This is a genomic window from Burkholderia sp. MSMB1588 (genome assembly GCF_001546925.1).
Taxonomy (GTDB): Bacteria; Pseudomonadota; Gammaproteobacteria; order Burkholderiales; family Burkholderiaceae; genus Burkholderia; species Burkholderia humptydooensis.
Genome location: NZ_LNJS01000004.1, coordinates 34,923 through 58,831, shown reverse-complemented (window position 1 = coordinate 58,831; position 23,909 = coordinate 34,923). Strand labels below are relative to the sequence as shown.

Annotated in this window: 16 protein-coding genes and 7 pseudogenes; 11 read left to right on the top strand and 12 right to left on the bottom strand. The window is 63.5% G+C overall.

The features are described from left to right. Positions 1-13: 13 nt before the first annotated feature. Positions 14-715, bottom strand: coding sequence for a CDP-diacylglycerol diphosphatase (locus WS92_RS33920; protein WP_082743474.1), 702 nt, complete (start codon positions 713-715; stop codon positions 14-16). Positions 716-1,409: 694 nt separating this feature from the next. Beyond that, positions 1,410-1,568, bottom strand: a pseudogene (locus WS92_RS29750) (transposase); the annotation flags it as partial. Between the two features lie 183 nt (positions 1,569-1,751). On the opposite strand from WS92_RS29750, the gene WS92_RS33915 reads away from it, so the two are divergent. The 8 genes from WS92_RS33915 (at position 1,752) to WS92_RS33905 (ending at position 8,598) form a co-directional block, all read left to right on the top strand. Beyond that, positions 1,752-2,183, top strand: coding sequence for a transposase (locus WS92_RS33915; RefSeq protein WP_231755848.1), 432 nt, complete (start codon positions 1,752-1,754; stop codon positions 2,181-2,183). A gap of 10 nt (positions 2,184-2,193) precedes the next feature. Next, on the top strand, positions 2,194-2,409 hold the full coding sequence (locus WS92_RS35370; RefSeq protein ID WP_141668121.1) for a hypothetical protein: 216 nt from the start codon (positions 2,194-2,196) through the stop codon (positions 2,407-2,409). 64 nt (positions 2,410-2,473) lie between these two features. After that, positions 2,474-4,105: a hypothetical protein gene (locus tag WS92_RS29740; RefSeq protein WP_061083914.1), complete on the top strand. Its 1,632-nt coding sequence runs from the start codon at positions 2,474-2,476 to the stop codon at positions 4,103-4,105. Between the two features lie 169 nt (positions 4,106-4,274). Next, positions 4,275-5,597 (top strand): IS5 family transposase, encoded by a 1,323-nt coding sequence (locus tag WS92_RS29735; protein ID WP_059933225.1) that lies wholly within the window; start codon positions 4,275-4,277, stop codon positions 5,595-5,597. Between the two features lie 195 nt (positions 5,598-5,792). Continuing rightward, positions 5,793-6,245 (top strand): IS66-like element accessory protein TnpA, encoded by a 453-nt coding sequence (locus WS92_RS29730; RefSeq protein ID WP_059933741.1) that lies wholly within the window; start codon positions 5,793-5,795, stop codon positions 6,243-6,245. Beyond that, positions 6,221-6,571 carry an IS66 family insertion sequence element accessory protein TnpB gene (gene tnpB / locus WS92_RS29725; protein ID WP_061083913.1) on the top strand — a complete coding sequence of 117 codons (351 nt, stop codon included), beginning with the start codon at positions 6,221-6,223 and terminating at the stop codon, positions 6,569-6,571. The genes WS92_RS29730 and tnpB overlap by 25 nt, the downstream gene beginning before the upstream one ends. A gap of 31 nt (positions 6,572-6,602) precedes the next feature. After that, entirely contained in the window at positions 6,603-8,183 is a 1,581-nt protein-coding gene (locus WS92_RS33910) for an IS66 family transposase (RefSeq protein ID WP_082761082.1), read from the top strand. Further along, positions 8,155-8,598 carry a GNAT family N-acetyltransferase gene (locus WS92_RS33905; protein WP_082743774.1) on the top strand — a complete coding sequence of 148 codons (444 nt, stop codon included), beginning with the start codon at positions 8,155-8,157 and terminating at the stop codon, positions 8,596-8,598. The genes WS92_RS33910 and WS92_RS33905 overlap by 29 nt, the downstream gene beginning before the upstream one ends. Before the next feature lie 62 nt (positions 8,599-8,660). Here WS92_RS33905 and WS92_RS33900 read toward each other — a convergent pair. Then, positions 8,661-8,985 (bottom strand): annotated as a pseudogene (locus WS92_RS33900) (transposase); the annotation flags it as partial. A 12-nt stretch (positions 8,986-8,997) separates the two neighbouring features. On the opposite strand from WS92_RS33900, the pseudogene WS92_RS33895 reads away from it, so the two are divergent. Continuing rightward, positions 8,998-9,117, top strand: a pseudogene (locus tag WS92_RS33895) (IS3 family transposase); the annotation flags it as partial. 699 nt (positions 9,118-9,816) lie between these two features. Here the strand turns inward: WS92_RS33895 and istB are convergent. Further along, positions 9,817-10,422: pseudogene (istB, locus tag WS92_RS29715) on the bottom strand (IS21-like element helper ATPase IstB); the annotation flags it as partial. Between the two features lie 20 nt (positions 10,423-10,442). Next, positions 10,443-10,583: pseudogene (locus WS92_RS36890) on the bottom strand (helix-turn-helix transcriptional regulator); the annotation flags it as partial. A 734-nt stretch (positions 10,584-11,317) separates the two neighbouring features. Between WS92_RS36890 and WS92_RS36885 the strand changes: the two are divergent. Beyond that, positions 11,318-11,470: pseudogene (locus WS92_RS36885) on the top strand (IS5/IS1182 family transposase); the annotation flags it as partial. 368 nt (positions 11,471-11,838) lie between these two features. Here WS92_RS36885 and WS92_RS37335 read toward each other — a convergent pair. Beyond that, a pseudogene (locus tag WS92_RS37335) lies at positions 11,839-12,035 on the bottom strand (hypothetical protein); the annotation flags it as partial. A 199-nt stretch (positions 12,036-12,234) separates the two neighbouring features. Between WS92_RS37335 and WS92_RS29710 the strand changes: the two are divergent. Then, complete coding sequence (locus WS92_RS29710; protein WP_059934182.1) at positions 12,235-13,080, top strand: TauD/TfdA dioxygenase family protein; 846 nt, start codon at positions 12,235-12,237, stop codon at positions 13,078-13,080. A 252-nt stretch (positions 13,081-13,332) separates the two neighbouring features. Here WS92_RS29710 and WS92_RS29705 read toward each other — a convergent pair whose 3' ends face one another. Genes WS92_RS29705 through WS92_RS29680 form a run of 6 tightly spaced genes read right to left on the bottom strand, consistent with a single transcriptional unit; the run spans position 13,333 to position 23,875 of the window. After that, the gene (locus tag WS92_RS29705) at positions 13,333-14,583 is read right to left on the bottom strand and encodes an MFS transporter (protein ID WP_059934184.1); all 1,251 of its coding nucleotides are present in this window, start codon (positions 14,581-14,583) and stop codon (positions 13,333-13,335) included. 55 nt (positions 14,584-14,638) lie between these two features. Next, positions 14,639-15,514 carry a thioesterase II family protein gene (locus WS92_RS29700; RefSeq protein ID WP_059934186.1) on the bottom strand — a complete coding sequence of 292 codons (876 nt, stop codon included), beginning with the start codon at positions 15,512-15,514 and terminating at the stop codon, positions 14,639-14,641. Beyond that, entirely contained in the window at positions 15,495-16,340 is an 846-nt protein-coding gene (locus WS92_RS29695; protein ID WP_059934187.1) for a GNAT family N-acetyltransferase, read from the bottom strand. The genes WS92_RS29700 and WS92_RS29695 overlap by 20 nt, the downstream gene beginning before the upstream one ends. A gap of 4 nt (positions 16,341-16,344) precedes the next feature. Then, complete coding sequence (locus WS92_RS29690; RefSeq protein WP_059934189.1) at positions 16,345-17,937, bottom strand: MBL fold metallo-hydrolase; 1,593 nt, start codon at positions 17,935-17,937, stop codon at positions 16,345-16,347. A gap of 12 nt (positions 17,938-17,949) precedes the next feature. Beyond that, a complete protein-coding gene (locus WS92_RS29685; protein WP_059934191.1) occupies positions 17,950-20,418 on the bottom strand; it encodes a beta-ketoacyl synthase N-terminal-like domain-containing protein in 2,469 nt (822 codons plus the stop codon). Beyond that, a complete protein-coding gene (locus tag WS92_RS29680) occupies positions 20,399-23,875 on the bottom strand; it encodes an amino acid adenylation domain-containing protein (RefSeq protein WP_059934193.1) in 3,477 nt (1,158 codons plus the stop codon). The genes WS92_RS29685 and WS92_RS29680 overlap by 20 nt, the downstream gene beginning before the upstream one ends. Between the last annotated feature and the right edge of the window lie 34 nt (positions 23,876-23,909).

The window sequence follows — 23,909 nt, the reverse complement described above, 5'->3', positions numbered from 1 at the left end:
GCAAGAAAACCGATCACTTACACGCCTGCTGAAGATCTTCCGCAGCGCCAGAATATTCAACATTCTCATCATACTCACCAACAAGCACAACTGCGGCACCGCGATTTTCCGCTGCAAAAATTGCCTGACGATCGAATTTTTTGTGGATATCGGGATATTTATCGAGCAACATGGAGTTCAGCGAACTCGGCAAATCAGCACCAGGCATGCGGATAGCATGATAGGTATGCTCGTAACCCGATGCATCCTTAATCTTAACATCCATCCATTCAGTTCCTACTACATCCAGTTTTTCAGAAACCCCCGGGCCAATGCAACTCATATGAATATGCAGTTGGTTCTGCGTACGACGTTGTTTTGAATTAATCGCAATTGATATTTTATCTGCCGTCAAACTCCCGGAACCCAAATGCGCCGCCACCAAATATCGGTATCGCCACGCGTTTGAAAACCACGATGGATAGCTACCATCCCAAAACTCCGATGACTCTATCCCACTGATCCTAACAACTGGCATAAAAAGAAAATGATAAGGTGGTTTATTGGTTTTAAAGATTCCAAAATCCTGTCCCTCTGTAAGGCACTTCTCTCGATCCACATCTTTCCCGAGGCACGTCTTCTCGAATGAATCTCTCAGAGAATCCGGGTTCGCAGCGGCTTGAGCATTTGCTGAGATCAAGGAAACCAATATAGCAATCACGCCAAAGATTTTCATATCATTCACCTTTTATTGAAGAGTCGAACAACGAAATCTCTTAACAACAATAAATCTACTGGCGACGGGAAGTTCGATTATCAATTATAAAATCTTGCCGATGTTACATATCGGCGAAGTTTTTTCGCTCCTCTTCAAATGCCGCGCCTTCTCGCGCAGCGGGTCATCATCTCTTCATCATCGGCCGCCACCGGCGATACCCAATTCACTTTCCACATGGAGCATTACCTCGGACTCCATATCATATCTATCACTTCATCACCGGCAAGATGTCCCTTCGTTCGACCTGGCAGCCTTCCGCTCTCGCAGAAACACCCTCGTCATTCGATCGCCCCAGCGCTCATGAGCCGATCACCGGTTATCGGCGCCGCCATATCGTCACATCATCGTAGGCAACTCGGACCCCATCCGGTAGGACAATGTATTTCCGGAATGTTTGAGCCACCGTTACTCACCCAGACCTCCGCCACGCGTCCCTCTCCTGATACCCGCGTGCTAGCAGTGCCCTGGTGCCTTTGACGTCACGCACCAAACTCCCAATGAATCAATATGTTATAGAGTTGTCTTCACGCGAAATGCGCAGGGACCAGACACGTGCCCCAACAGCCCTTCTCACACCAAACGATCAAACGTTGTGATCCTATATTCCGGAAATAAATGGTTTGCTCTGTCATTTCGACCGCTTTTTTTTGGTTCATCGTGGAATTCCGGGGAAGGCGGCGCGGATCTTGAGGAAGAAATATTCGTTGTCGCGGTACCCGTAAGCCCGACGCTTGATGACCTTGATGGTGTTGTTGATGCCTTCGACGACGCTGGTATTGAGCGGATGGCCGCAGCGGGCGAGGATTCCGTGCACTTGCATTTCTGCTTGCAACGCAATCCAAGCTTTCTGCGCAATCGCTTGATGCGATGCACGCCAACCTGCACACCGTGTTCCACCAAATCCTTCGTAAGCCGTCAATAAACGACGCCCTACCAATGGTAGGCAGAAGGTCAGATGCTAAGTGTCCGCGTGGACACATGCACTCAGACCGTGATGACAGAAAAACAGGATCTTCGAAGCAGACTGGTAGTTGGCCGCAGACGGGATGGCCGGCGGGAATTTGGTGAAGATGCCGTCCGGGAGCTGGTCGAGTTTTGCTTGAAACCGGAGGTATCGATCGCCCGGGCGGCCATGGAGCACGACGTCAATCCGAACCAGTTGCGCCGCTGGATCTCGCGCCATCAGCAGCAGACACTGCAAACACCAACGAGACCGGACCCGCTGGTGATAGACGGCGTATCAATCGACATCCCAGGCCCAACACATCGTGCTCCGGTGAGTGAAGCGCAGGTATTTGTCCCTGTCGTCACCGTGCCATCGACAGTGCTGGCTGTTTCCCCTGTACTGCCACCGGACACGTCGTTGATGGCACTCTCGTTACATGTGCGCCTGTCGAATGGTGTCGAATTCGACCCTGATTCGTAAGCACGAGCCCATGCTGCGCACGCGCAAGCAGTTCGATTTCGATCCGACGCTGCAGGGACGCATCCCCGATACGGCTTGTTCGGCCGCAGGGGACACGCTTACGCTCGGGCCCGCCGCGCCGCAACAAAACGTATCTGGTCGTCGAGGAGCGGTCACGTCCCTGTCGCCGCGGCTTGTGCAAGTTGTTTGCGCGCAGCGGGTGGGACTGAGCACGATTGAAATTTGAAAGCGCCCTTGGCAGAAGGTGTGCAACATGACGACACTTGTTTTATCCGAGACTCGAAGCGACCATGCCAAGTATCAATGTGAACCTCCCACCGATCCGTCTATATGCTGAGGTGAAGGGGGGCGAGCTGAAACAGATTGCTCAGTCCGCCTCTAACGGAGCGGGTGAAATCGATGCCAGTCGACTCGTGTCGACTGCGGCCGGGATTCGACTCGACGAGGCGCAGGAACTCGCGCTGACGAACGGGCGCCTGTTTGAGGCTGGGCTTAGCATGGCGATGCTTGATCATCCGGGGGACGTTGGCCGAGTGTATCAGCGCTTCGGAAACACACTCTCGACAGTGCTCGAATCCGTACTCACACCGCAAGGTCAGCTTGCGGACACGCCGGTGATGTTTCAGGGGCAACGGCAGTCAATGAGTCAGGTGTTCCAGCGCACACTGACGAATCCGCTCGAGCCGACGTCGGATCAGATTGGCCGGCAACCGCCTGGTAAGGAATCGGAAGGGGTCCGCAACTGGATAATGACCGAGTTGCGCAGCCCGATCATCGGCGACGACGGCCGCTACATGCCAGGGCGCGACGCAAGGGATCTACTGTCGCGGATCAAGATGCTGAGTTCGTTCGGCACAACGGTATGGCAACTGATGCAGGTTAAAGATGCACCGGAAAATGTCGAGGCCATTCGCAAAATGCTGCAGCCGCTTGGCAATGGCGTGGCCGAACAGTTTGCCGACCGCTATGCGCAGTTCACGCAGCGCACGCGTACGACGAACTTCGACGACGCGGTGAGCCGAATGCGCAGCGAACGTGTGCCGCTCATCGACGGTGAGCCAGTAAACGGCATCTATACATCTGCTGCGCAGCACGGACTCGGCTTTGGAAATGTAATGGTGACCTCGAGCGATCCTGTTGTCGAGGCCCGTTTGCGCGCAGCATTGCACGCAGACGCGAGCTACGGAAACATAAACGGGATCGCGCGGCAGGGTGCACCTATCGAGCCGGGCGCTAGCGGGCTGCCCGAGCGACCGTTCATGATGTCTGCGACGGAGATCGCGCCGGATCATCCGGTTATGGAGATTTACCAGAACCTATTCGCGACCGCGAGCGATGGCACCGAGCGAACGTTCCTTGAGGCACTCGACGCGCACGCGTTCCCGCACGGCGTCGGCGTGAACCGCTGGCAGCCGAACGGAACGTTCGCAGTCGAATCGAACCTGCGCGGGCTGCCTTCAGCCGGCGCGCAATCGGGCGGCACGTGCGACGTGCTACTCGCGCTCAACACGCTTTCCGACAAACCGCTCTATGGCCGCGCAGACGTCGTCGAGCCAGCAACGCTCGGCATTGCCGCATTCATGAACTATGGTGGGTACCACACGTTCGCAGAGACGGTGCCGGTCGGCATGTCGATGGCAAACGGAGACGACGAATTTAATCCGTCGTCGGGCGCAATGCCAGTGTCGATCGGTCGGCCGATCTTCGAACCGCTGACGACCGATATTCAGCACGAGGATCTGTACAACCGTGTAGCAAATATGGCGATCGGATACACGAACGCGCCGTTTGACGATGTGCAGGCAATTCGAAATGCGTACGGGCAAACTCATGAAATGCTGTGCAACGAGCATCCTGAACTAAGGCATATGGGTACTGTCAGTATTCAGACAACCCGTGTTGGGCTCGATGACCAGTGTTGATGCGACGCAATCAGCGTTGCCACGGGTGGCAATAGGGTTACTAATCAGTCGGTCCTGAACAATCCTGAGAGCCTTATACGGCAAGGCTTTTAGGCCGTAACCCTGTTGAGGGAATTGCAGGAAGCAGGCATATTAAAGGCTAGATCCTGCAAATTTCGACGAGGTGCGGATGGGTCCGAAGACGCCTGTGACGGAGGGAGATTTCTTCCGGCAACCGTTGTGCGAACAGATCAACCTGAAGCATCCGTTGGTCGGTTTGGCCAATCTGATCAACTGGGATCGATTGAGCGGGTCGATGAGCGAGAGCTTCGTCTCACGCAAAGGTCGTCCGGCAACGTCACCGAGGCTGATCGCCGGCCTGGTGTATTTGCAGCACGCATTCGACCTGTCCGACGAAGAAGTGGTCTGGCAATGGGTGGAGAACCCGTACTGGCAGGTGTTCACCGGCGAAACGTACTTGCAGACGGAGCCCCCGATCGATCCGTCGAGCCTGACGCGCTGGCGCAAGCGGCTTGGCAAAGCCGGCGTAGAAGAACTGTTGGCCGAGACGATCGAAGCGGCCAGGCGCGCCGGCGTGATCAAGGCTGCAAGCGTGAAGCGCGTGATCCTCGACACGACGGTCATGGAGAAGGCGATCGCGCATCCGACCGATTCGCGGTTGCTGGCGCGGTGCCGCGAACATCTGGTGAAGGCCGCGGCACGGCACGGCCTGAAACTGCGTCAGAACTACAACCGCGAGGCGCCGCGCCTGGCAAGCCAGATTGGCCGTTACGCGCACGCGAAGCAATACAAGCGGATGAGAAAGGCGCTACGCACGTTGCGCTCGCGGGTGGGCCGGGTAATGCGTGATGTCGAACGGCAGCTCGACTCGGTGACGGATCAAAGCCGCACGGCATTGCAGGAGTTGGTTGCCCGCACGAAACGCATTCTGTCGCAAAAGCAGAAGGACAAGAACAAAGTCTACGCCCTGCACGCGCCGGAAGTTGAGTGTCTGGCCAAGGGCAAGGCTCGCAAGCCATACGAGTTCGGCGTGAAGGTGTCGATCACGACGACCCACAAGGAAGGGCTCGTGGTCGGTGCGCGTTCGATGCCGGGCAATCCGTACGACGGCCACACGCTGGCTGAAGCGCTGGAGCAAGCGGCGATCTTGAGCGACGTCACGCCGGAGGTTGCCATCGTGGACCGTGGCTACAAGGGGGCCGCGACCGATGGCGTGAAGATCTACCACCCCGGTCTGCGACGCGGCATCACACGCACACTGCGCGCGATGATCAGGCGGCGCAGCGCCATCGAACCGACCATCGGTCATATGAAGGCAGATGGAAAACTTGATCGGAATTGGCTTAAAGGCGCACTGGGTGACGCGATCCATGCGGTGCTATGCGGCGCCGGCCACAACCTGCGGATGATCCTGAGAAAGCTGCGGCTTTTTTACGCCTTGATTCTTGCTGTCCTGCTCAATGGCGAGACTGCCGCACTATCGGCGGCATGACGCCGCCGCACAGTAAAACGAATTGTTCAGGGCCGACTAATCAACGGTTCTCGACCGGTTTATTCGTAAGCGCTCTTTGAAGGACGCCATTGCACGGCGAGGCTGATTCGTAAGCGATCATTTACCGACGCCCTAGCATCGGTCACGTGACTCACAGATGCTACGTGTCCACGTGGACACATGGCATCAGAGTCAATGAACGATAAACAGGATTTGCATGAGCGGCTGGTGATCGGCCAGAAACGAGACGGTCGCCGCGAGTACGACGAAGCGGCGCGGGAGGAATTGATCCGGCAATGCCTTCAGCCGGGCGTGTCGATAGCGCGCACGGCGATGGAGTACGGAATCAACCCGAATCTGCTGCGCAGTTGGGTGACGCGCTATCAGCGCAGCCAGAAGACGGCAAATTTGCCGACGGAGCCAGCAGACAACGATGTGATCGACATGCCTGCCTCGTCACCGGCATTTATCCCGGTCGTCGCGGCGGCGGCGCAGCCCGTTACCCCCGAAGCAAAGCTGTCGCTCTCGCTGAACGTGCGCCTGCCCAACGGGGTGGAATTGAAGCTGGGCGAAGCGGGGCTTGAGGAGATCACGACGCTGATCCAGATGCTCGGGAGGCTGCCGTGTTCCGGTTCGACGAAGGGCTGAAGGTCTACCTGCATCGCGATCCGGTCGACTTCCGCATGGGCATCAACGGGCTGTCGATCTTGGTCGAACAGGCGATGCGCCTGAACCCGATGACCTCAGCGCTGTTCGTCTTCGGCAATCGCCGTCGCGATCGCATCAAGATTCTTGGCTGGGGCGGCAACGGCTTCTGGTTGCTACTCAAGCGCCTCGAAGCTGATCGCTTCATCTGGCCGAACGGAGGCGACACGATCATGCTCAGCGCCGAGCAGTTGCACTGGCTGCTCGACGGCATCGACCTGGCCGTGATCCAGAAGCATCCCCAGCGATATTACGCGCGGATGAGCTGAACACCACGCGGGTGGCATGGTCTAATTGGCCATGCCGAACAACCCCGTCATGTTGAGCGCCGAGGAGTACGAGGCGCTGATTGCCGCGAGCGTCGAACGCGATGCGCTGCGCGGTGAGCTTCGGCTCGTGACGGCCCAGCGCGATCTGGCCGAAGAGAAGCTGCGGGCCTACAAGCACGAATTGTTCGGCGCCTCAAGCGAAGCGCGCCATGTCGACCAGCTGGGCCTGTTCAACGAAGCAGAGGCACTTGCGACGGCTACCGACGCGCCCGCGCGCGAGGACGTGCCCGGTACGTTAGTCGCCGCCCACGCGCGAGGAAAACGCGGGCGCAAACCACTCGATCCGAACCTGCCCCGCGAGGTCGTGCGGCACGAATTGCCGGAGTCTGAACGATTCTGCGCGCACGACGGCCATGCCCTCGTGGAGATCGGTGTCGAGACGAGCGAACAGCTTGACGTGATTCCCGAGCGGGTGCGTGTCGTTCAGCACCAGCGGGTCAAGTACGCGTGCCCGTGCTGTGACCTCGGCATTAAGGTCACGCCCGCACCGGCGCGCATCGTCCCGCGCGGGCTGCTCACGGAATCCGCGCTGGCGTGGATCATCACTGGCAAGTACCAGTACGGCATGCCGCTGTATCGTCAGGCCACACTGCTGCGTCGCTTCGGCGGCGATATCTCGTCGAACACGCTGGCCGCCAGTGTGGTGCGGGTGGGACTAGCCACGCAGCCGGTGATTAACCTGATGCGCGACGCGCTGCTCGAATCAGACCTGATATACGGCGACGAAACCACGTTCCAAGTGCTGAAAGAACCGGGACGAAGGCCGCAGGCGAAGAGCTACCTATGGGCGCAGGTCAACGGCTCAGGGCCACCGGTACGGATGTTCTCGTACTCGCCGGGGCGCGGTGCCCAGCATGCGCAGAAGCTCTATGTCGGCGTGCAACCCGGCACCGTGCTGATGACTGACGGGTACGAACTCTATAACGGCATCGCCCACGATCACCAGCTCGTGCATCTCGGATGCTGGGCACACGTTCGTCGCGGCTTCATCAAGGCCGAGGAGTCGGCGCCGAAGGCTGCACGCTCGCCTGATCTGCTAGCCACGCGCTTCGTGATGCCGATCGGCAAGCTGTTTGCGGCCGAGGCGCGCAGCGCGAAGTGGAAGGCTGAACGCCGGCAGCGACTGCGCGCCCGGTACAGCGCTCGCGTGCTCACCGTCATCGAGCGCATACTGGTCGAGCATCTGCCAAGCGTTGTGCCGTCGAGTCTGCTTGGCAAGGCGCTGCAATACATGAGCGGGCAATGGCCCAAGCTGGTCCGCTACGTCGAGAACGGAAACTGGCCGATCTCGAACAACCTGTGCGAGAACGCGATCCGGCCGTTCGTCGTCGGCCGCAAGGGCTGGTTGTTCTCCGATACTGTCGCCGGCGCGCAGGCCAGTGCTAACCTGTACTCCCTCGTCGAGACGTGCAAGGCGAACGGTGTTGATCCGTATCGCTATCTGGTCTCGCTGTTTAGGGCGTTACCGAAGGCAACAACTCTCAGCGACTACGAAGATCTTTTACCTTGGAGCACTGTAGGCGATGACGTCATCGGACATTCTCATCCGTGAATCGCGACCATCGGATCACGCAACAACCGCATTCTTGCTGCAGCAACTCGGCTACCAGACAACTCCAGCGCTAGTCCTTGAGAAAGTTGAAGCGATGCTTCCGAGCCCGGTAGACAAAATCATTGTGGCGTCCGTGCGAGAAGAAGTTATCGGTAGTATTAGCCTCCACGCACTACCGCTCTTCCACGCGGCGGGCAATCTCGGGCGCATAACTAGCATGGTCGTCGACGAGCGATATCGGGGAAACGGAGTTGGTAGCGCACTGATTGGCGCTGCAGAACACTGGTTTAGGCAGGTCGGGTGTGTAAAGTTGGAAGTGACAAGCGGCGATCACCGACCGGCTGCTCACCACTTCTATGAGCGACATGGTTTCTTGAGGGACGGCCAGCGACTCTCCAAGAAGCTCCATTTATAGAGGGGCGTCTTTGTCTGATCGCTTACGCTGATTCACTGTATGCGGTCTTTTAACGACGCCCCTCAGAGGTTGAGGGCGGCAGGCATGCTCCAAGGCATGAGATCGGCGTAGTCGTCGGCGGTTGCAGCGAACGGCAACCTGGTGAACAGCCAGACCAGATAGCGATACGGCTCGACGCCGTTCGCCTTGCACGTCTCGACGAGGGAGTACAGGTTGGCGCTGGCCTGCGCGCCGGCAACCGTATCGGAGAACAGCCAGCCCTTGCGGCCGACGGCGAACGGCCCGGATCGCGTTCTCGCACAGGTTGTTCGAGATCGGCCAGTTACCGTTCTCGACGTAGCGGACCAGCTTGGGCCACTGTCCGCTCATGTACTGTAACCATCGTCCCTACCGCAACCGAACGAACTGGTCTATCATCAACGCTTCTTCACCCGCGAGCAGGCGCGCCACTCGATCAGCGAATACATCGAAATCTTCTACAACCGGCAACGTACGCAGGCGCGTCTGAACTACCGATAGCCTGTCGCGTTCACGCAGCGCTTCTATCTGAATCAGATCGCTCGTTGGCCTCCACGAATTCCGTCCCACCTCATCGGCCTGATGCGCTGTGATGCGTGTAGAGATTGTCACGTCGACGAGTCATCAGTGATGGAGCGCCTGGGTGTGGCGCTCCACGCAGCGAACGGTCAGCCGGGTCGTGGTCGTCGTCCCGCCTCACCTCGGCGGCTAGAGTCTTCGTTTAGTCTGCGTCGGTCGATCCGCGGTCTGTACCAGCAGCATGCGCAGCATCCGACAATTGAAGCGAGCCCGCCAAATACGTAATCGAAGACGACGATTTTCCAGTTCAAGCGTGCGGGTCTGAATCAACTCATCGACACTCATTCCCCCGTACCGGGCTCGCCATCGATAGTAGGTGGAACGGCTAACATGGAATTCCTGACATACGGACTGAACATTTCGCTGCGCCTCCGCTGACTTTAAAACCGCAACGACGCGCTCGGCAAACGCCCTAATGCTCTCCAATTTTGCAGCTCCGGTTAGTGCTGAGCGAAGGCAGTTCAGCCAAGACCCGATCACCCAGCCGTACGCCAACATACCGAACATTCGCCGCCCCTCCTTACCGTGCAGCGGAACGCGCCCGTTTGTAGATCGTCAACTACCTTGGCCGGTCGAGCGACAATTATGATGGCCGGTCGGCTGTGGTAATTTTGTCGCTCGTCAGGTGGCCATAGTTGTCGTTTCCTCCGGTTCGGTGTCGGGTAATTGACGTCGCCGCGTGCGCTTGTTGTCGCTGGCGCTGCGACGCCGGTAGCTTTCGACGTTCAGTTCGAAGATCGTCGAGTGATGGACCAGACGGTCGATGGCGGCCACCGTCATCGACGGGTCGGGGAACACGTCGTTCCAGCCTGAGAACGGCTGGTTGGCCGTGATCAGGAGACTGCGCCGCTCATACCGCTCGGCGATCAGCTCAAACAGCACGCTCGTCTCAGCCTGGTCCTTGCGCACGTACGACAGGTCATCGAGGATGATCAGATCGAAACGGTCGAGCTTGCCGAGCATCGACGGCAACTGGAGGCTCTGGCGGGCCGCCTGCAGTTTCTGCACGAGCACGCTGGTGCGGGTAAACAGCACGCGGTAGCCGGCGTTGATCAGCGCATGGCCGATGCCGGAGCCGAGATGCGTCTTGCCGCCGCCCGGCGGCCCGAACAGCAGGATCGTCGCACCTTTCTCGAGCCACGAATCGCCGGTCGCGAGCGCCATCACGTGCGCCTTCGAGACGATCGGCACCATGCCGAAGTCGAAGCTGTCGAGTGTCTTGGTCGGGTCTCCCAGACGTCGGCGAACGGATCGGGACGGGTGCGCCAGGTGCGCGCCGGTTTCTGCGACGGCAAATGGGGGCCGTGCTCGATTCGCCGCGCCATGCGGACGCTCATGCCGGCCATCGCCGCGGCGACTTCCTGAGTGTGATGTTTGCGCTTGTTCATAAAAAGGCGGACCTGCTGGTCCGTAACGTGGGTTCCAGTCATGGCTGTTCGCTTCTTCTTGAATACGATCAGCCATCCTAAAACCCCCTCCGCCCGGCGCCGCTGGTGGGGCGGTGCCTACGGCGGCTACGCTGCCTCCGTCACCGCTCCACCGGCCAAGACAATTGTCGCCGTCTACCCGTTTGATTGCATCGCCTTGCCGAAACATAGGTGGGCAGTTGGTATGCGTATGATAGATCCCGCTCATTCCCCAGGGGATTGATGTCCTTGAACTGAACGGGAAATAAACAGTGTTCGAGATACCCCACTTAACTGACAAGCCCGAGCCACGCTGATTCGGCAATGTTTGAGCAGCCAGGATGCCATTGTGCATCGGGCCGTTAATTCCGCGTTCTGATGTCGTAAGGCCTTCATTAATATTGCTCGATCCAGTTCGATCCGGCCTAATTGTCGCTTGAGCTCGGCATTTTCTCGACGAAGCTGCTCCAGGTGGGCAACGACCGCCATCGGCACATCACGGTACAAGCCTCGCCACTCATATAGGGTCGAACGAGAAATGCCCCATTTCTCGCACACTACGCGCGTCGACTCCCCCTCGTCGATCGCTCGCACGGCTGCAACAATATCGGCAACCTCATGCTTCCGACTACGCACGCTCGACGTTCCTACGCGCACGCGTAGTTGGCAACTCGCATGTAGACCGCTGTCGGCAACGTCTCATGCCATCGATGCCCCTTGTCGAAAAGGCAATGTGTCGGATCAAGACGCTCGCGAGCAATCGTCTTTGGGCGCGTTGCATTGATTCGCAGGCGACCGAGGTCGCGGTTCGCGGCGGCGCAATCAACCGGATTGCGGACTTCGCTCGTCCGCAATCCGTTCGCTCTGCAAGAAATCATGACCATGCGGGCTACTCCGTCCGCACGCTCGATTTATGCAACAACACCCCGCCCCCTCAACACATTACAAAATTCTAACGAAATCCTTTCTTGAAATGGTGCAAAAAAATACAAGACAACAATCATCGCAAATGTCTCAAAAAACAAAGTTAAATTCAATAAGAATTATCAATAAATTTACGAACAATTTCGAATTCAAAAATATGCAAGTGATCGGCACACGCCATCACTCGTGTAATTTTTGCTCTGCATTTTAAAATCAGGCAAATATTGCCTATTGCCACCACTCAACCCTGCCACCGACCGGTCCCTTCATCGGACGCTTGAGCTTCCCCTGAAATTTCGCTTTCCAGCAGGTCGGAAGCCGGACCTCCCGCTCGAGCGGACGACGATCGTTTGAAACCGGAGCGCGACGCGCGTGTGAAGTAAACGCTCGAAACGGAATGCGCGCGGCGGGTGCGAACCGTGCGATCCGTGCGGCGGGCGAACCGGCAACCGAAAAATGCAGCCGCGCCGGACCATCAATTTCACACCGTTTCCGATATCCATCCTTCACGTCCATTTTCGATGCCGCGCCGATTTCCGATAAAGACCTGTGATAATTGATAGCTAGACAGCGTGTATTCCGGACGATATTTTTTAATGCCTTTAATTCAATCAGGAATCCGATTTTCGATCGAATATCGAAAATAACGCCGTATTCGGATTCCGATCGAAGCGCATCGCGTTCAAACATCGTCACCACAGGAATTCGCATGATTTCACGCAAATTGTCCCCTGCGCTCGGCGCAGAGATTCGAGGCATCGATTTTTCGAAGCCGCTGTCGCCGCAAGCGCGCGACGACGTCATCGGTTTGTTGTCCGAACATCAATTGCTCGTCTTTCCCGGCCAGCGCCTGTCGTGCGAACAGCAGATCGCCGCGTGCGGTGCGTTCGGCGAGCTCGAGCCGCACCCGATGACGACCAATACGTCCTCGTTCCCGGAAATGACGATCGTGTCGAACGTGACGTCAGACGGCAAGCCGGTCGGCTATCCGACGCCGCCGTTCGAGCTGTGGCATTCGGATCTGTGCTATCTCGAGCACCCGGCGAAAATGACGTTCTTCTATGCCGAATCCGTGCCCGACGCGCACGGCGATACCTGGTTCGCGAACATGTTCCGCGCATACGAGACGCTGCCCGACGAACTGAAAGCGGCGATCGACGGCAAGCGTGCGGTCTTCAGTCTCGACAGCAGCCTCGTGAAGCGATGCAGGAAGATCGGCTTCGATCTCAATATCGCGGAAGACGATTTCAAGCCGACCGTCTCGCATCCGGCGGTGCGCACCCATCCGCACACGCGCCAACGCTCGATCTTCGTCAACTGGGCGCACACCGACCGGATCGAGGGCTATTCGCCCGAGGAAAGCGACGAGATTCTCGATCGCATCTTCGCGCACTGCCGCAACGAGGATTTCATCTACCGTCATCGCTACGCGAACGAAGACCTCGTGATCTGGGACAACGCGTCGCTGATCCACACCAATTCGCCGAACCCGCCCGTCGGCAATCGCATCATGCGGCGCGTGATGGTGTCCGGGCCGAAGCCGTTCTATCAGTAAGTACCGGTCCAATCCCAAGCGTCAAACGCGGCCGCCGGCAATCGCCCGATGAGGCGAATTCCCTGAAGCCGACGCTTCGCCGCTTGCCGGCGGCGGCCCACGCCGCCGTCTTCGCCCGCCGCCCTTCCCGCGCTTCTTTCATCGCGCCGCCGTTCGCCTCGCTTGCACGGCGGGCGTTGCGCGCCGCCTTCGTCCTTCCCCGCGCGTCGCCCGGCCAACGGCCGCCGCGCGCCCCGCGCGGGCGCCTCGCCGTTAATCCGGATTCGCCGCCACCCGCGCCACGCGCTCGTCCGCTCGCTCATCGGCTCGCTCGTCGGCCGCAGCGCCGCCCGCCAGCGTGCAGCCGAGCGCCGCGCCGAGCAGCGCGGCCACGCCGATCAGGATGCCGAGCGCATACGACGATTGCCATTGCATCGCGGCGGCGAACGTGGCGACGCCGGCGGCGATCATGAATTGCTGGAACCCGCAGATCGCGGACGCTTCGTTGGACGCCGAGCGGAACAGATACAGCGCCGCCGAGAAGCACGGCGCGATCAGCATGCCGGTTCCCAGCTCGACGATCGAGAACGCGACGACGATCGGCACGACCGCCCCCTGCATCGTCGACAGATACGCGACGCCGAAACCGCCGAGCGCGCAGCACGCGCACGCGAGCCCCGTCAATGCGGGGTGCCCGATGCGCTTGCTGATTCTCGGCGCGAGCAGCGAGCCCGCGATCTCGGTCAGCCCGCACAGGAAGAACGCGGCGGAAAACGCGTTCTGCGTGAGCCCGTTCTGAACCAGCAGGATGCCGGGCAGGAACGAGAAGAAGCAGAAATTGATCGTCGTTCCGATCGAGCAAAGCAGCGCGTAGCGCCAGAACCGGGAAGACCGCGCGATCCCGAGATAGATCTGGCGCGCCGGCTTCGAGGCGTCCGACGCGCGCGCATCGAAGCGCGCGGCCGGTTGCGTGAAGAACGCGAGCGTCGTCGCGCTCGCGACGCATAGCAGCAGCATGAAGACGGCCCGCCACGAGCCGGCGAGCTGCAGCACCTGCGAGCCCGCGACCGGCGCGATCAGCGGCGCGACCGTCGAGGCAACCATGAGCATCGTCATCCCGCGCATGCTTTCGTGGCTGTCCTTCGCGTTATCGGCGATCACCGCGTACGACAGCGCGACGCACACCGCCGCCGAGATGCCCTGAACCGCGCGGCAGACGATAAAGAACGCGATCGACGACGTGATCGCGCAACCGGCCGTCGCGCCGACGAAGCCGACGAGCGCGATCCGGATCGCGCTCCCTCGCCCCGCGCGGCGCGCGAACTCGCCGACGAGGAACTGCGATACGCCGAGCGAGACGACGAACGCGCTGAGCGTGAGCTGCAGCTCGCTGCCCGTCGCGCGCATGCTGGCCCGCAGGCTGTCGAGCGCGGGCAGATACATGTCCATCGAGAGCTGGCCGAGCATCACGACCGGAATCAGGATCAACACGAGGGAAGGATGGCGCTTCGAGGTCTCGCTCATGAACGTGGTCGACAGGAAATGACGATTCGAAAAAAGGAAAGGAAGGCGGCGCCGCTCAGTCGGCGAGCGTGCTTTCGGCGTCCAGCGCGAGGCCCAGCATCGCGGCCGCGTGGTCCGCGATGAAGAAATGATCGCCGTCGAAATCGTGACGCCGGCACTCGCCCGTCGTGAGCGCCGCCCACGCGTTCAGCCCGTGCTCCGACACGCTCGGATCGTCGCGGCCGGAGCACACGGCGATCGGGCAGCGCAGCGGCGGGCGATCCGCGTCGAACGAATAGGATTCGTACAGCCGGAAATCGCAGCGCAGGACGGTCATGAAATAGCGCAGCGATTCGGGGCTCCGCGCGATCTCGGGCGGCATGCCGTTGAGCGCGTGCACTTGCGCGCTGAACGCGTCGTCGTCGAGATGGGCGATGCGCTCTTCCTCGGCGATCACGCTCGGCGCGGACAGCCCCGACACGACGAGCCGCACGAACGGATCGCCGCCCGCCTGGCCGGCCGCCCGGCTCACGCGCGTCGCGATCTCGAACGCGATCAGCGCGCCGAAGCTGTGCCCGAACAGGATGCGCGGCGGGTCGGGCAGCGCCAGGTACTCGGCCGCGATCTCGTCGAGCAGCGCGACGAGATCCGTCGGCGACGGCTCGTGCGCGCGCGCGCCGCGCCCCGGCAACTGGACGCCCGACAAGCCGACGCCCGCCGGCAGATGCCGCTTCCACGCGAAGAAGCGCTCGATGCTCGCGCCCGCCCACGGGATGCACAGCACGTGCGCGCCGCCGGGCGACGGCGCAACCAGCGTGCGGATCGCGGCCTTCGCGGCCGTGGCGGGAAACGCCGCCGCCGGGGCGCCGTCCGTGGCGGCGGCCGGATCGGCCCGGTCGGCCGGGGCGGCGGCCGGCGCAAACCGATCGAGTCTAACGGGGATGCTGGTCATGACTTCTCTCCAGAACCGCGGCGCGGTTCGAATACACGCGAAACTCGCACACCGGCTGAAAGCCGAGACGCCGATAGACGTTCAGACCGTCCGGCGACGCCTGCAGCGCCGCGCGGGCCGCGCCGAGCCGGTCTCTCGCATGCGCGAGCACGAAATGGGTGACGGCGCACGCATAGCCGCGCCGTCGCGCGTGCGCCGCCGTGCTGACGTCGAACACGTGCGCGGTGCCCGCGTCGAGATAGAGCGCGGCCGTGCTGACCGCGCAGCCGTCGATCTCGCCGAGGAACAGCTTCAGCGGCTCGGCGGTGTCGATCTCCAGCGCGGCGACGTGCAGATAGAACGCATCGACGAACGGATCGGGCGGATCGAACAGCGCGCAGATCAGCGCACCGAAGCGCGCGACGTCGTCCGCCCCGCTGATCTGCCGCACCCGCAAGCCGCGCGGCGCGGCGACGCACGGCAGCGCGTCCAGCTCCGCCAGCATCCCGACGCTCGTTTCGTCGGCGACGAAGCCCGCTTCGCCGAGCGCACGCGCGAACGCCGCGTCCGGCCATTCGCCGCAGGTCCACCACGCGGCGGGCAAGCCGGCTTCGTTGAAATCGCGCGCGATCGGCGCGATCGCATTCGCCTGCGCGCCGTCGGCCGCGCGGCTGATGACGAGGTTGAACGTATCGGTCGCGAGCCCGCTGTTGACGACCGCGTGATCGCCGAGCGTGTGCACGCGCATCGCGCCGCCGATGCGGCGCGGATAATACGCATTCTTGGCGATCATCCCGTCGAGCAGCGTGTCGACCGGCCCCGCCGGGCTGCGATGAGCGCGATCCATCCGGTCACCGCGCGCCCAGCGCAATGTCGACGCAGCCGTTGAGCAGGCACGCGTCGATGCCCGCCTGCTCGCACGCGGCGATCATCTTTCTCGCCTCGCGCATCGCGAACGAGCTCTCGTCGTATTCGAGGCTGCTGATGAACGTGAGCCACGGCTCCTGCGCCATCGCATAGATGAACACGCGATCCGCGCCGACGATCTCGGCCAGCCGGAAGCCCGCGCTGGAGCCGGAGCCGTTGAGCCGCCGGCTGTCGTCCATCGAACGCGCGAGCTTCGTGTCGAGCATCGGCCCGTACAGCCACGACACCGGCGCGCCCTCGCACTCCATGCCGATGAACAGCAGGTCGACCTTGCCGTAGCGGCGGCGAACGTGCTCGTAGAGCCTGTCGTCGAGGTTGTTGCTGTCCGCGACCATCAGCACGCGCCGATCGCCCGCCTCGACGAGAAAGCCGAGCTTGCTGCGGATGTCGAGGTCGCCGTGCTCGCCGAGGAACGGCACCGCATGCAGCTTGCCGCCGCCGAGCTCGAGCGTGTCGAACTCGCTCATCATGATGACGTTCTCGAACCCGAGCGCGTGCGCGGTATGCTTGAGTGACGGGTCCATCAGTTGTCCGTGCGTGTTCTGCGGCACCACGATCGTCTTCACGCGATCGCGAATCTGCAGCAGCGTCTCGAGCACGAAGTGATCGTGATGCGAATGGGTGATCACGACGTAGTCGATCACGTCGGGCAAATCGTCGAACGTGAAGCGCGGCGATTGTCCGGGAAACGGGTAGCCGATCAGCGGATCGAACAGCAGGTTCTCCGAGCCGGTCTGCACGAGCACGCAGGCGTGACCGAAGTAGCGCACGCGCGGCTCGTGCGCATCGGACGCGCCGCGCGGCGGCGCGGTGTCCGAGAACAGCGCGGCCACCGCGTCGGCGCGCGTGCCCTTCGAGCGGCGATCGAGCAGCGCCTCGAATTGCGCGGGCGTGAGCCCGTTGCGGCGCGACGCCGTCAGCGCGACCGCGAGCGGGTCCGCGAACGGGATGTCGAGCAACACGTCGTCGCTCGTGTCGAGCCGCGGCGTGCTGAGGCAGAACGGCCGGCTGTCGTCCCACAGCGGCGCGAGCGCGAACGACTGCAGCGCGCTCGTATCGTATGCGTCGTAGTACAGCCCCTCCATCAGCCGCGCGTACGCGCGGTTGCCCGCCTGATACGCGAGCTCCACCATCCCGCGCAAGCGCTGCGGCACCTGCTCGTAGAACGGAACGAGGCTGTGGCCGTCGGCGGCGCCGAGCGTCGCGCCGAGCGCGTCGAGGTCGTCGGCGAGCCCGAACAGATGCGCGCCGTCGCGCCGCGTGGTCTCGATCAGCGCCTCCATCGCCGGCACGTCCTGCGCGTTGAGCCCCTGCACGAACGGGCCGCCGCGAATCTTCCGGCTTGCGGCCGCCTTCTCGTGCAGCGCCGCGTGCTTGACGAACGACGTCATGATCTCGAGGTGATGCCGCATCAGATAAGCCGCCGTCGGCGGATACACGAGCCATGGATTGGCGTGCCAGCGGTTGACCAGCGGCTCGATCTTGACGTTCTTCTTGAGGAAATATTGGCTCGTCACTGCAATCTCGCTTTAAAGGTTGTCAAATCTCTCGACTTCGGGCGCCGGCGCGCTCGCTTGCGCGGCTGCCGCGACGCGGCCGCCCAGCCCGATGCGCGCGCCGACGAGGCGCGCCTGGCCGCCCACGCTCGGCTCGCTGTAGCAATCGACGACGTGCACGGGCAGCGCACGCTCCGCGCTCAGTTGCGCGACGAACTGCGCGACCGTCAGCGAATCCGCGCCTTGCTCGAAGACGTTGTCGGTGCTGCGCAGCGTCGGCAGTCCCAACAGGCTGCGCCAGTGCGACAGCAGAGCCGCCTCGAGCGCGACGAGGCTCGTCGGCTGCTCGGCGGGCGGCTTGCGCGGCCGCGCCTCGGACGCGGCCGTCTCCGGTGCGGCGGCGGCGCCGGGCCCGCTGTCGCGGCCGTCGCCGCGCCGCTCGCCCGGCGCGTCGATCCAGTGCCGCCGCCGGTCGAACCGGTAGGTCGGAATCCGGATTCTTCTGCGCGCGGGCGCGCGGGCCTTTTCCCGGGCGTCTCCGCCGATTTCACCGGCAACCGCGCCGGCAGCTTCACGCGCGGCTTCGCGGCCGAAATCGACCGCCACGCCCGCGCACCACAGCGCCGCCTGCAGATAGTAGTCGATCGCGCCGGGCGTCGCGGCGTCGATCGTCTCGGACGGCGCGCCGGGCGCGGCGACGTGCAGCCGGCCGTCGGCGGCGCCGAGCCGCACCGCCGAGCCCGCGTCGATCGCGATGCCCCACTCGGCGAGCCGCACGGCGATCGCGTCGATCGCGCGCGACGCGCCGTCGGGCGGCGTGACGCCGAGATGCGCGGCGACGGCGTGCGCGTCGGCCGCGGCGACGCTCACGCCGGCGATCGGCTTCGCGCTGAAGCGCGCACGCGCCGCGCGCAGCCGCGCGACCGCGCTTTCGCGATCGTCGGCGCAAACGGCCAGCCGATGCTCGAAGCCGCGGCGGCCGACGCGCGTCGAGTACGCGAAATCGGCGAGCGCCGCGTCGTCGAGCGCTGCGATCTCGTCCGCGTAGGCGCGCGTGAGCGCAGCGAGCGAAGCGGCGCTCTTCGCGGACACGACGATCAGATGCGGGCCGCGCTGCGCGCTTGACGCCCATTCGTCGCACGGCGCCCCGGCTCGCCGCACGTCGGCCGGCCCGTCCGCGACGACCACGTGCGCGTTGGTGCCGCCGATGCCGAACGAGCTGAGCGCCGCGTAGCGCGGCGCATCGCGCCTCGGCCACGCGACGGGTTCGGTGTTGATCGTGAACCGCGAATCGTCGAACGAGATACGCGGATTGAGCGTACGGAAGTGCGCGGTCGGCGGAATCACGCCGTTTCGCAGCGACATGCACAGCTTGATCAGCCCGGCGAGGCCGGCCGCCGTGTCGAGGTGCCCGATCTGCGTCTTCAGCGCGCCGAGATAGCGCGGCCGCCGCGCGCCCGCGAACACCTGATTGATCGCCCTCGCCTCGATCGGATCGCCGAGCGGCGTGCCCGTGCCGTGCGCCTCGACGAAATCGACATCGTCGGGCGCGACGCCGCTTCGGCGATAGACGGCGTCGATCACGTCGGCCTGCCACTTCGGGCTCGGCGCGGTGAACCCGACCTTGTCGCGCCCGTCGTTGTTGAGCGCCGTGCCCTTGATCACCGCCCATACCGGATCGCGGTTCGCGAGCGCGTCGGCGAGCGGCTTGAGCACGACCGCACACGCGCCGTTGCCGCGCACCGTGCCCGACGCGTCGCTGTCGAACGCGCGGCAAAAGCCGTCGCGCGAGCCGATCATGTTCTCCGAGAACACATAGCCCGACTGCTGCGGCAGCGCGATCGACACGCCGCCGACGACGGCCATTTCGCAATCGCGCCGCAGCAGCGACAGGCACGCGTAGTGCAGCGCGACGAGCGAGCTCGAGCATCCGGTCTGCACGTTGACGGCCGGCCCGTGCACATTCAGGAAGTACGCGATGCGGGTCGCGAGAAAATCCTTGTCGTTGAGCATCAGCAACTGCAACTGCCCGTGCCGCTCGCCGATCGACGGATCGGGCAGCAGGTGCTTGATCAGGTAATGGCTCAGGCCCGACGTCGTGAACACGCCGACGCGGCGCCCCGCGCAATCGGCCGCGCCCGCGTCCTCGAGCGCCTCCCACACCAGTTCCATCAGCACGCGATGCTGCGGATCGAGCAGCGTCGCCTCCGCCGCCGACAGGTTGAAGAAGCCCGCGTCGAACGCTTCGATGCCGTCGAGCACGCCGCGCCGCGCAACGTAGCGCGCGCGCTCGACATCGTTCAGTTGCGTGAGCTCGGCCGTGAGCGCGTGCGGCTCGAACGTCGTGAGCCCGTCGCCGCCCGACATCAGCAGCGACCACAGCGCGTCGGCGTCGCCCGCGCCGGGCACGCGCGCGCTCAGGCCGACGATCGCGATGTCCATCGGGCCGGCTTCCGGCGCGCCGGCCGCATGCGCGCCCGTGTCACTGTGCGATTGCGTCATGTTCGATCAAGGCTCCGAGGAAATCGGTCAGCGCCGCGACGCTCACGTGCTCGAACAGGTCGACGATGTCGATTTCCTTCTCGATGCCGTGACGCTTCAGGAAGTTCGACAGCTTCTCGTAGACCGTCATGATCTTGAGCGAGCTGCCGCCGACGTCGAAGAAGTTGTCGTCGTCGCCGAACGTCCGGTGGCCGACCTCGCTCGCCCAGATGTCGCGCACCACCTCGCGCAGATCGATATCGGCCGCCGCGGCCGCCGGCGCATCGGCATCGGCCGGGCCGGCGGCGGCGTCGCCCGGCGCGCCGCGCTCGAGCGGATTCGGCAGCGCGATCGCGTCGAGCCGCTCGCTCGCCGTGCCTGTCAGCGCCGCGAGCGAGCGGTCGAGATTGGCGCAGACGCCCGCAATGACGTCGCCGTCGTAGAGCTCCGTGTTGTATTCGACGAGCACGCGATAGTCGCCGTCCTCCTTGCGCAGCGAGAACAACAGGTCATACTTCGCGACATGCCGGTCGAGCAGCATCCGGCGCGCGCTCAGCGCGCCCATCGTCAGCACCTCCGCCTGCTCCGGCTCGAGGTTGACCATCACGCGCAATGCCGCGCGGCGCAGCGCGTTGTTGACCTGCAACGCGTCGAACACGTCTTCGGTCGTCGCGTCGCGGTGCGAATGCGCTTGCGCGAGCGTCGCCGACATCGCCTGCGCGAGCTGATCGACGTCCCAGCCGGCGTCGATCCGCACGCGCAGCGGCAGCGTGTTGACGAAGAAGCCGACGAGATCGTTGTCCTGGAAATGATCGCGATTCGAGAAGAACGTGCCGATCGTCACGTCGTCGCTGCCGGACGCCCGGTGCACGATGCACGCCACGGCGGCCGCGAACAGCGCGAACGGCGTGAGCCCGCGGCGCGCGGCGGCCGCGTCGAGCTGCCGGCTCACGTGCTGCGCCACGCCATGCAAGTGCAGCCGTCCGGCGAAGCGCGCGGCGGGCTTCACCTGCGGGTCGACCAGATACGGCGTCGCGCCGCGGTAATCGGCCAGCTTGTGCCGCCAGTAATCGAGATGCTCGCCGAGCCGCGCGCTCGCCTCGCGCGACGCCGCCGCGTAATCGGCGAACTGCCGGGCCGGCGCGGCGCCGATCGCCGCCGGGTCGCCGCCCGCGGCGTAGAGCCGCTGCAATTCGGAGAACACGATGTTCAGCGCCCGATCGTCGACCGCGATGTGATGGAACACGAACACCAGTTGGCCCGCGCGCTCGCCGAACGCGATGTCGGTCACGCGCAGCATCGGATCGCGGCGCAGATCGAACGGGCGCATGACTTCCCGCGCGACCAGCTCGCGCGCCTTCGCCTGCTGCGCGTCGGGCGCCAGCGAACCGAGATCGACCGTCTCGACGCGAAACGGCACGTGCGCGTTGCACTTGATCCGCAGACTGCCGTCCTCCCACACATAGTTGCTGCGCAGGATCGCATGGCGCTCGAGCAGTTGCGTCACGCACCGCTCGAGCAGCGCGCGCTCGAGCGTGCCCGCATACTCGAACACGAGCGGCGCGTTCGACACCGCCCGGCCGCCGGGGCTGTTTTCGAGCAGCCAGATCCCGCGTTGCGCGGGCGTGGCGAACACCAACGGCTGCTCGGCGCCTGCGCCGCCGGAGGTCGATTGCACCGCCGCCGGCTGTTGGCCGGCAGCCGCAGGCGCCGTCTGCGCGGCCTTTTGGGTTCGTTCGCGAATGATCGCCGCGAGCGCGCCGATCGTCCGATGGCGAAACACGTCGGCAATGCTGAGCGTCACCGAGAACTGCTTCTGCAGCATGAACGTGAGCTGCGCGCTCAGCAGCGAGTTGCCGCCGATCCGGAAGAAATCGGCATCGGCCGCCACGTCGGTTCGCGACATCAGCTTGGCGACGATCTCCGCGACGCGCACCTGAATGTCGTCGGCGGGCGGCGCCGCGCCGAACAGCGCGCCGGCGATCTGCTCGAGCTTCGTGCGATCGGTCTTGCCGTTGCCGTTCAGCGGAATCGCGTCGATACGCTCCACGCGCGACGGCACCATGAACGCCGGGATCAGCGTCTGCAGCCGGTCCAGGATCGCGTGCTCGGCCGGGCACGACGGCTGCGCGACCACGAGCGCGACGAGCTGATCGTTGTTCGCCGCATCGACGATCTTCACCACCGCCGCATCCGCGATGCCGTCGATGCTGCGCAGCGCGACCTCGACCTCGCCGGGCTCGATGCGCACGCCGCGCACCTTCACCTGCCGGTCCGCGCGCCCGAGATAGCGCAGCAGGCCGTCGCCGTCGATGCTGCCGAGGTCGCCCGTGCGGTAGATGCGCTCGCCGGCGAGCGGGCCGTGCCCGATCGTCGGAAATTTCTCGGCCGTCAGCTTCGCGTCGTTCAGATAGCCGAGCGCGACGCCTTCGCCGCTCAGGCAGATTTCGCCGACCTCGCCCGGCGCGACGGGCGTCAGCGCGTCGGACAGGATGTGCACGCGCTTGCCCGGCAGCGAGCGGCCGATGCTGACCGTGCGGCTCGCGCCGCCGCGCGGCACCGCATGGCCCGTCGAGTACGTCGTGTCCTCGGACGGGCCGTACAGATTGAACACCTGCTCGAGCTGCGGCGCGGCCTCGTAGATGTCGTCGACGAGATCCTGATACAGCGCCTCGCCCGCCAGATTCACGACGCGCGCGGCCGCCGGGAACTTGCGGTGGCGCACCAGCTCGCGCGCCGCCGACGGCACCGTGTTGATCAGGCTCACGTCGCACGGCGCGCCTTCGTCGAGCAACTGCAGCACGTTCTCGACGATCACGATCTTGCTGCCCGTGCAGAGCGTGCAGATCAGCTCGAACACCGACAGGTCGAACGTGATCTGCGTCGACGCGAGCACCGAGCGCCGCTGCTCGGCGCTAAAGGACACCGCGTACCAGTCGATCAGATTGCCGAGATTGCGCTCGCCGATCAGCACGCCCTTCGGCGTGCCCGTCGAGCCGGACGTGAACACGACGTAGACGGGCGCGTTCTGCGCTCGCTCGCCCGCGGGCCGCCAGTCGGCACGCTCGCCGGCGGGCCGCAGGCCGGCCGTCTCCGAACCCTCGGCGGGCAGCACGATCTTGCCGCACGACGCGGGCAACTGCGAGGCGAGCGCCTCGGTCGTGACGACGTGCTCGATGCCGTGCGTCTCGATGATCTCGCGCAGGCGCTCGGGCGGATACTTCTCGGTGAGCGGCACGTATACGGCGCCGCTTCCGAGCGACGCCAGAAGCGCGGCCGGCAGCCGCACGTCGCGCGGCAGGAAGATGCCGACCAGCGTGCCGGGCGTGACGCCCGCCGCGGCGAGACGCGCGCCGATCGACGCGACCCGGTCATGCAACTGCGCGTACGTGAGACGGTGCTCGACGCTCTCCAGCGCGACCGCTTGCGCACTGCTGCGGCACACTTGCTCGAACCGGGCGAAAACAGAATGGGTCATGGCTGTGCTCCATCAAATTCGACAGTCGGGTTCA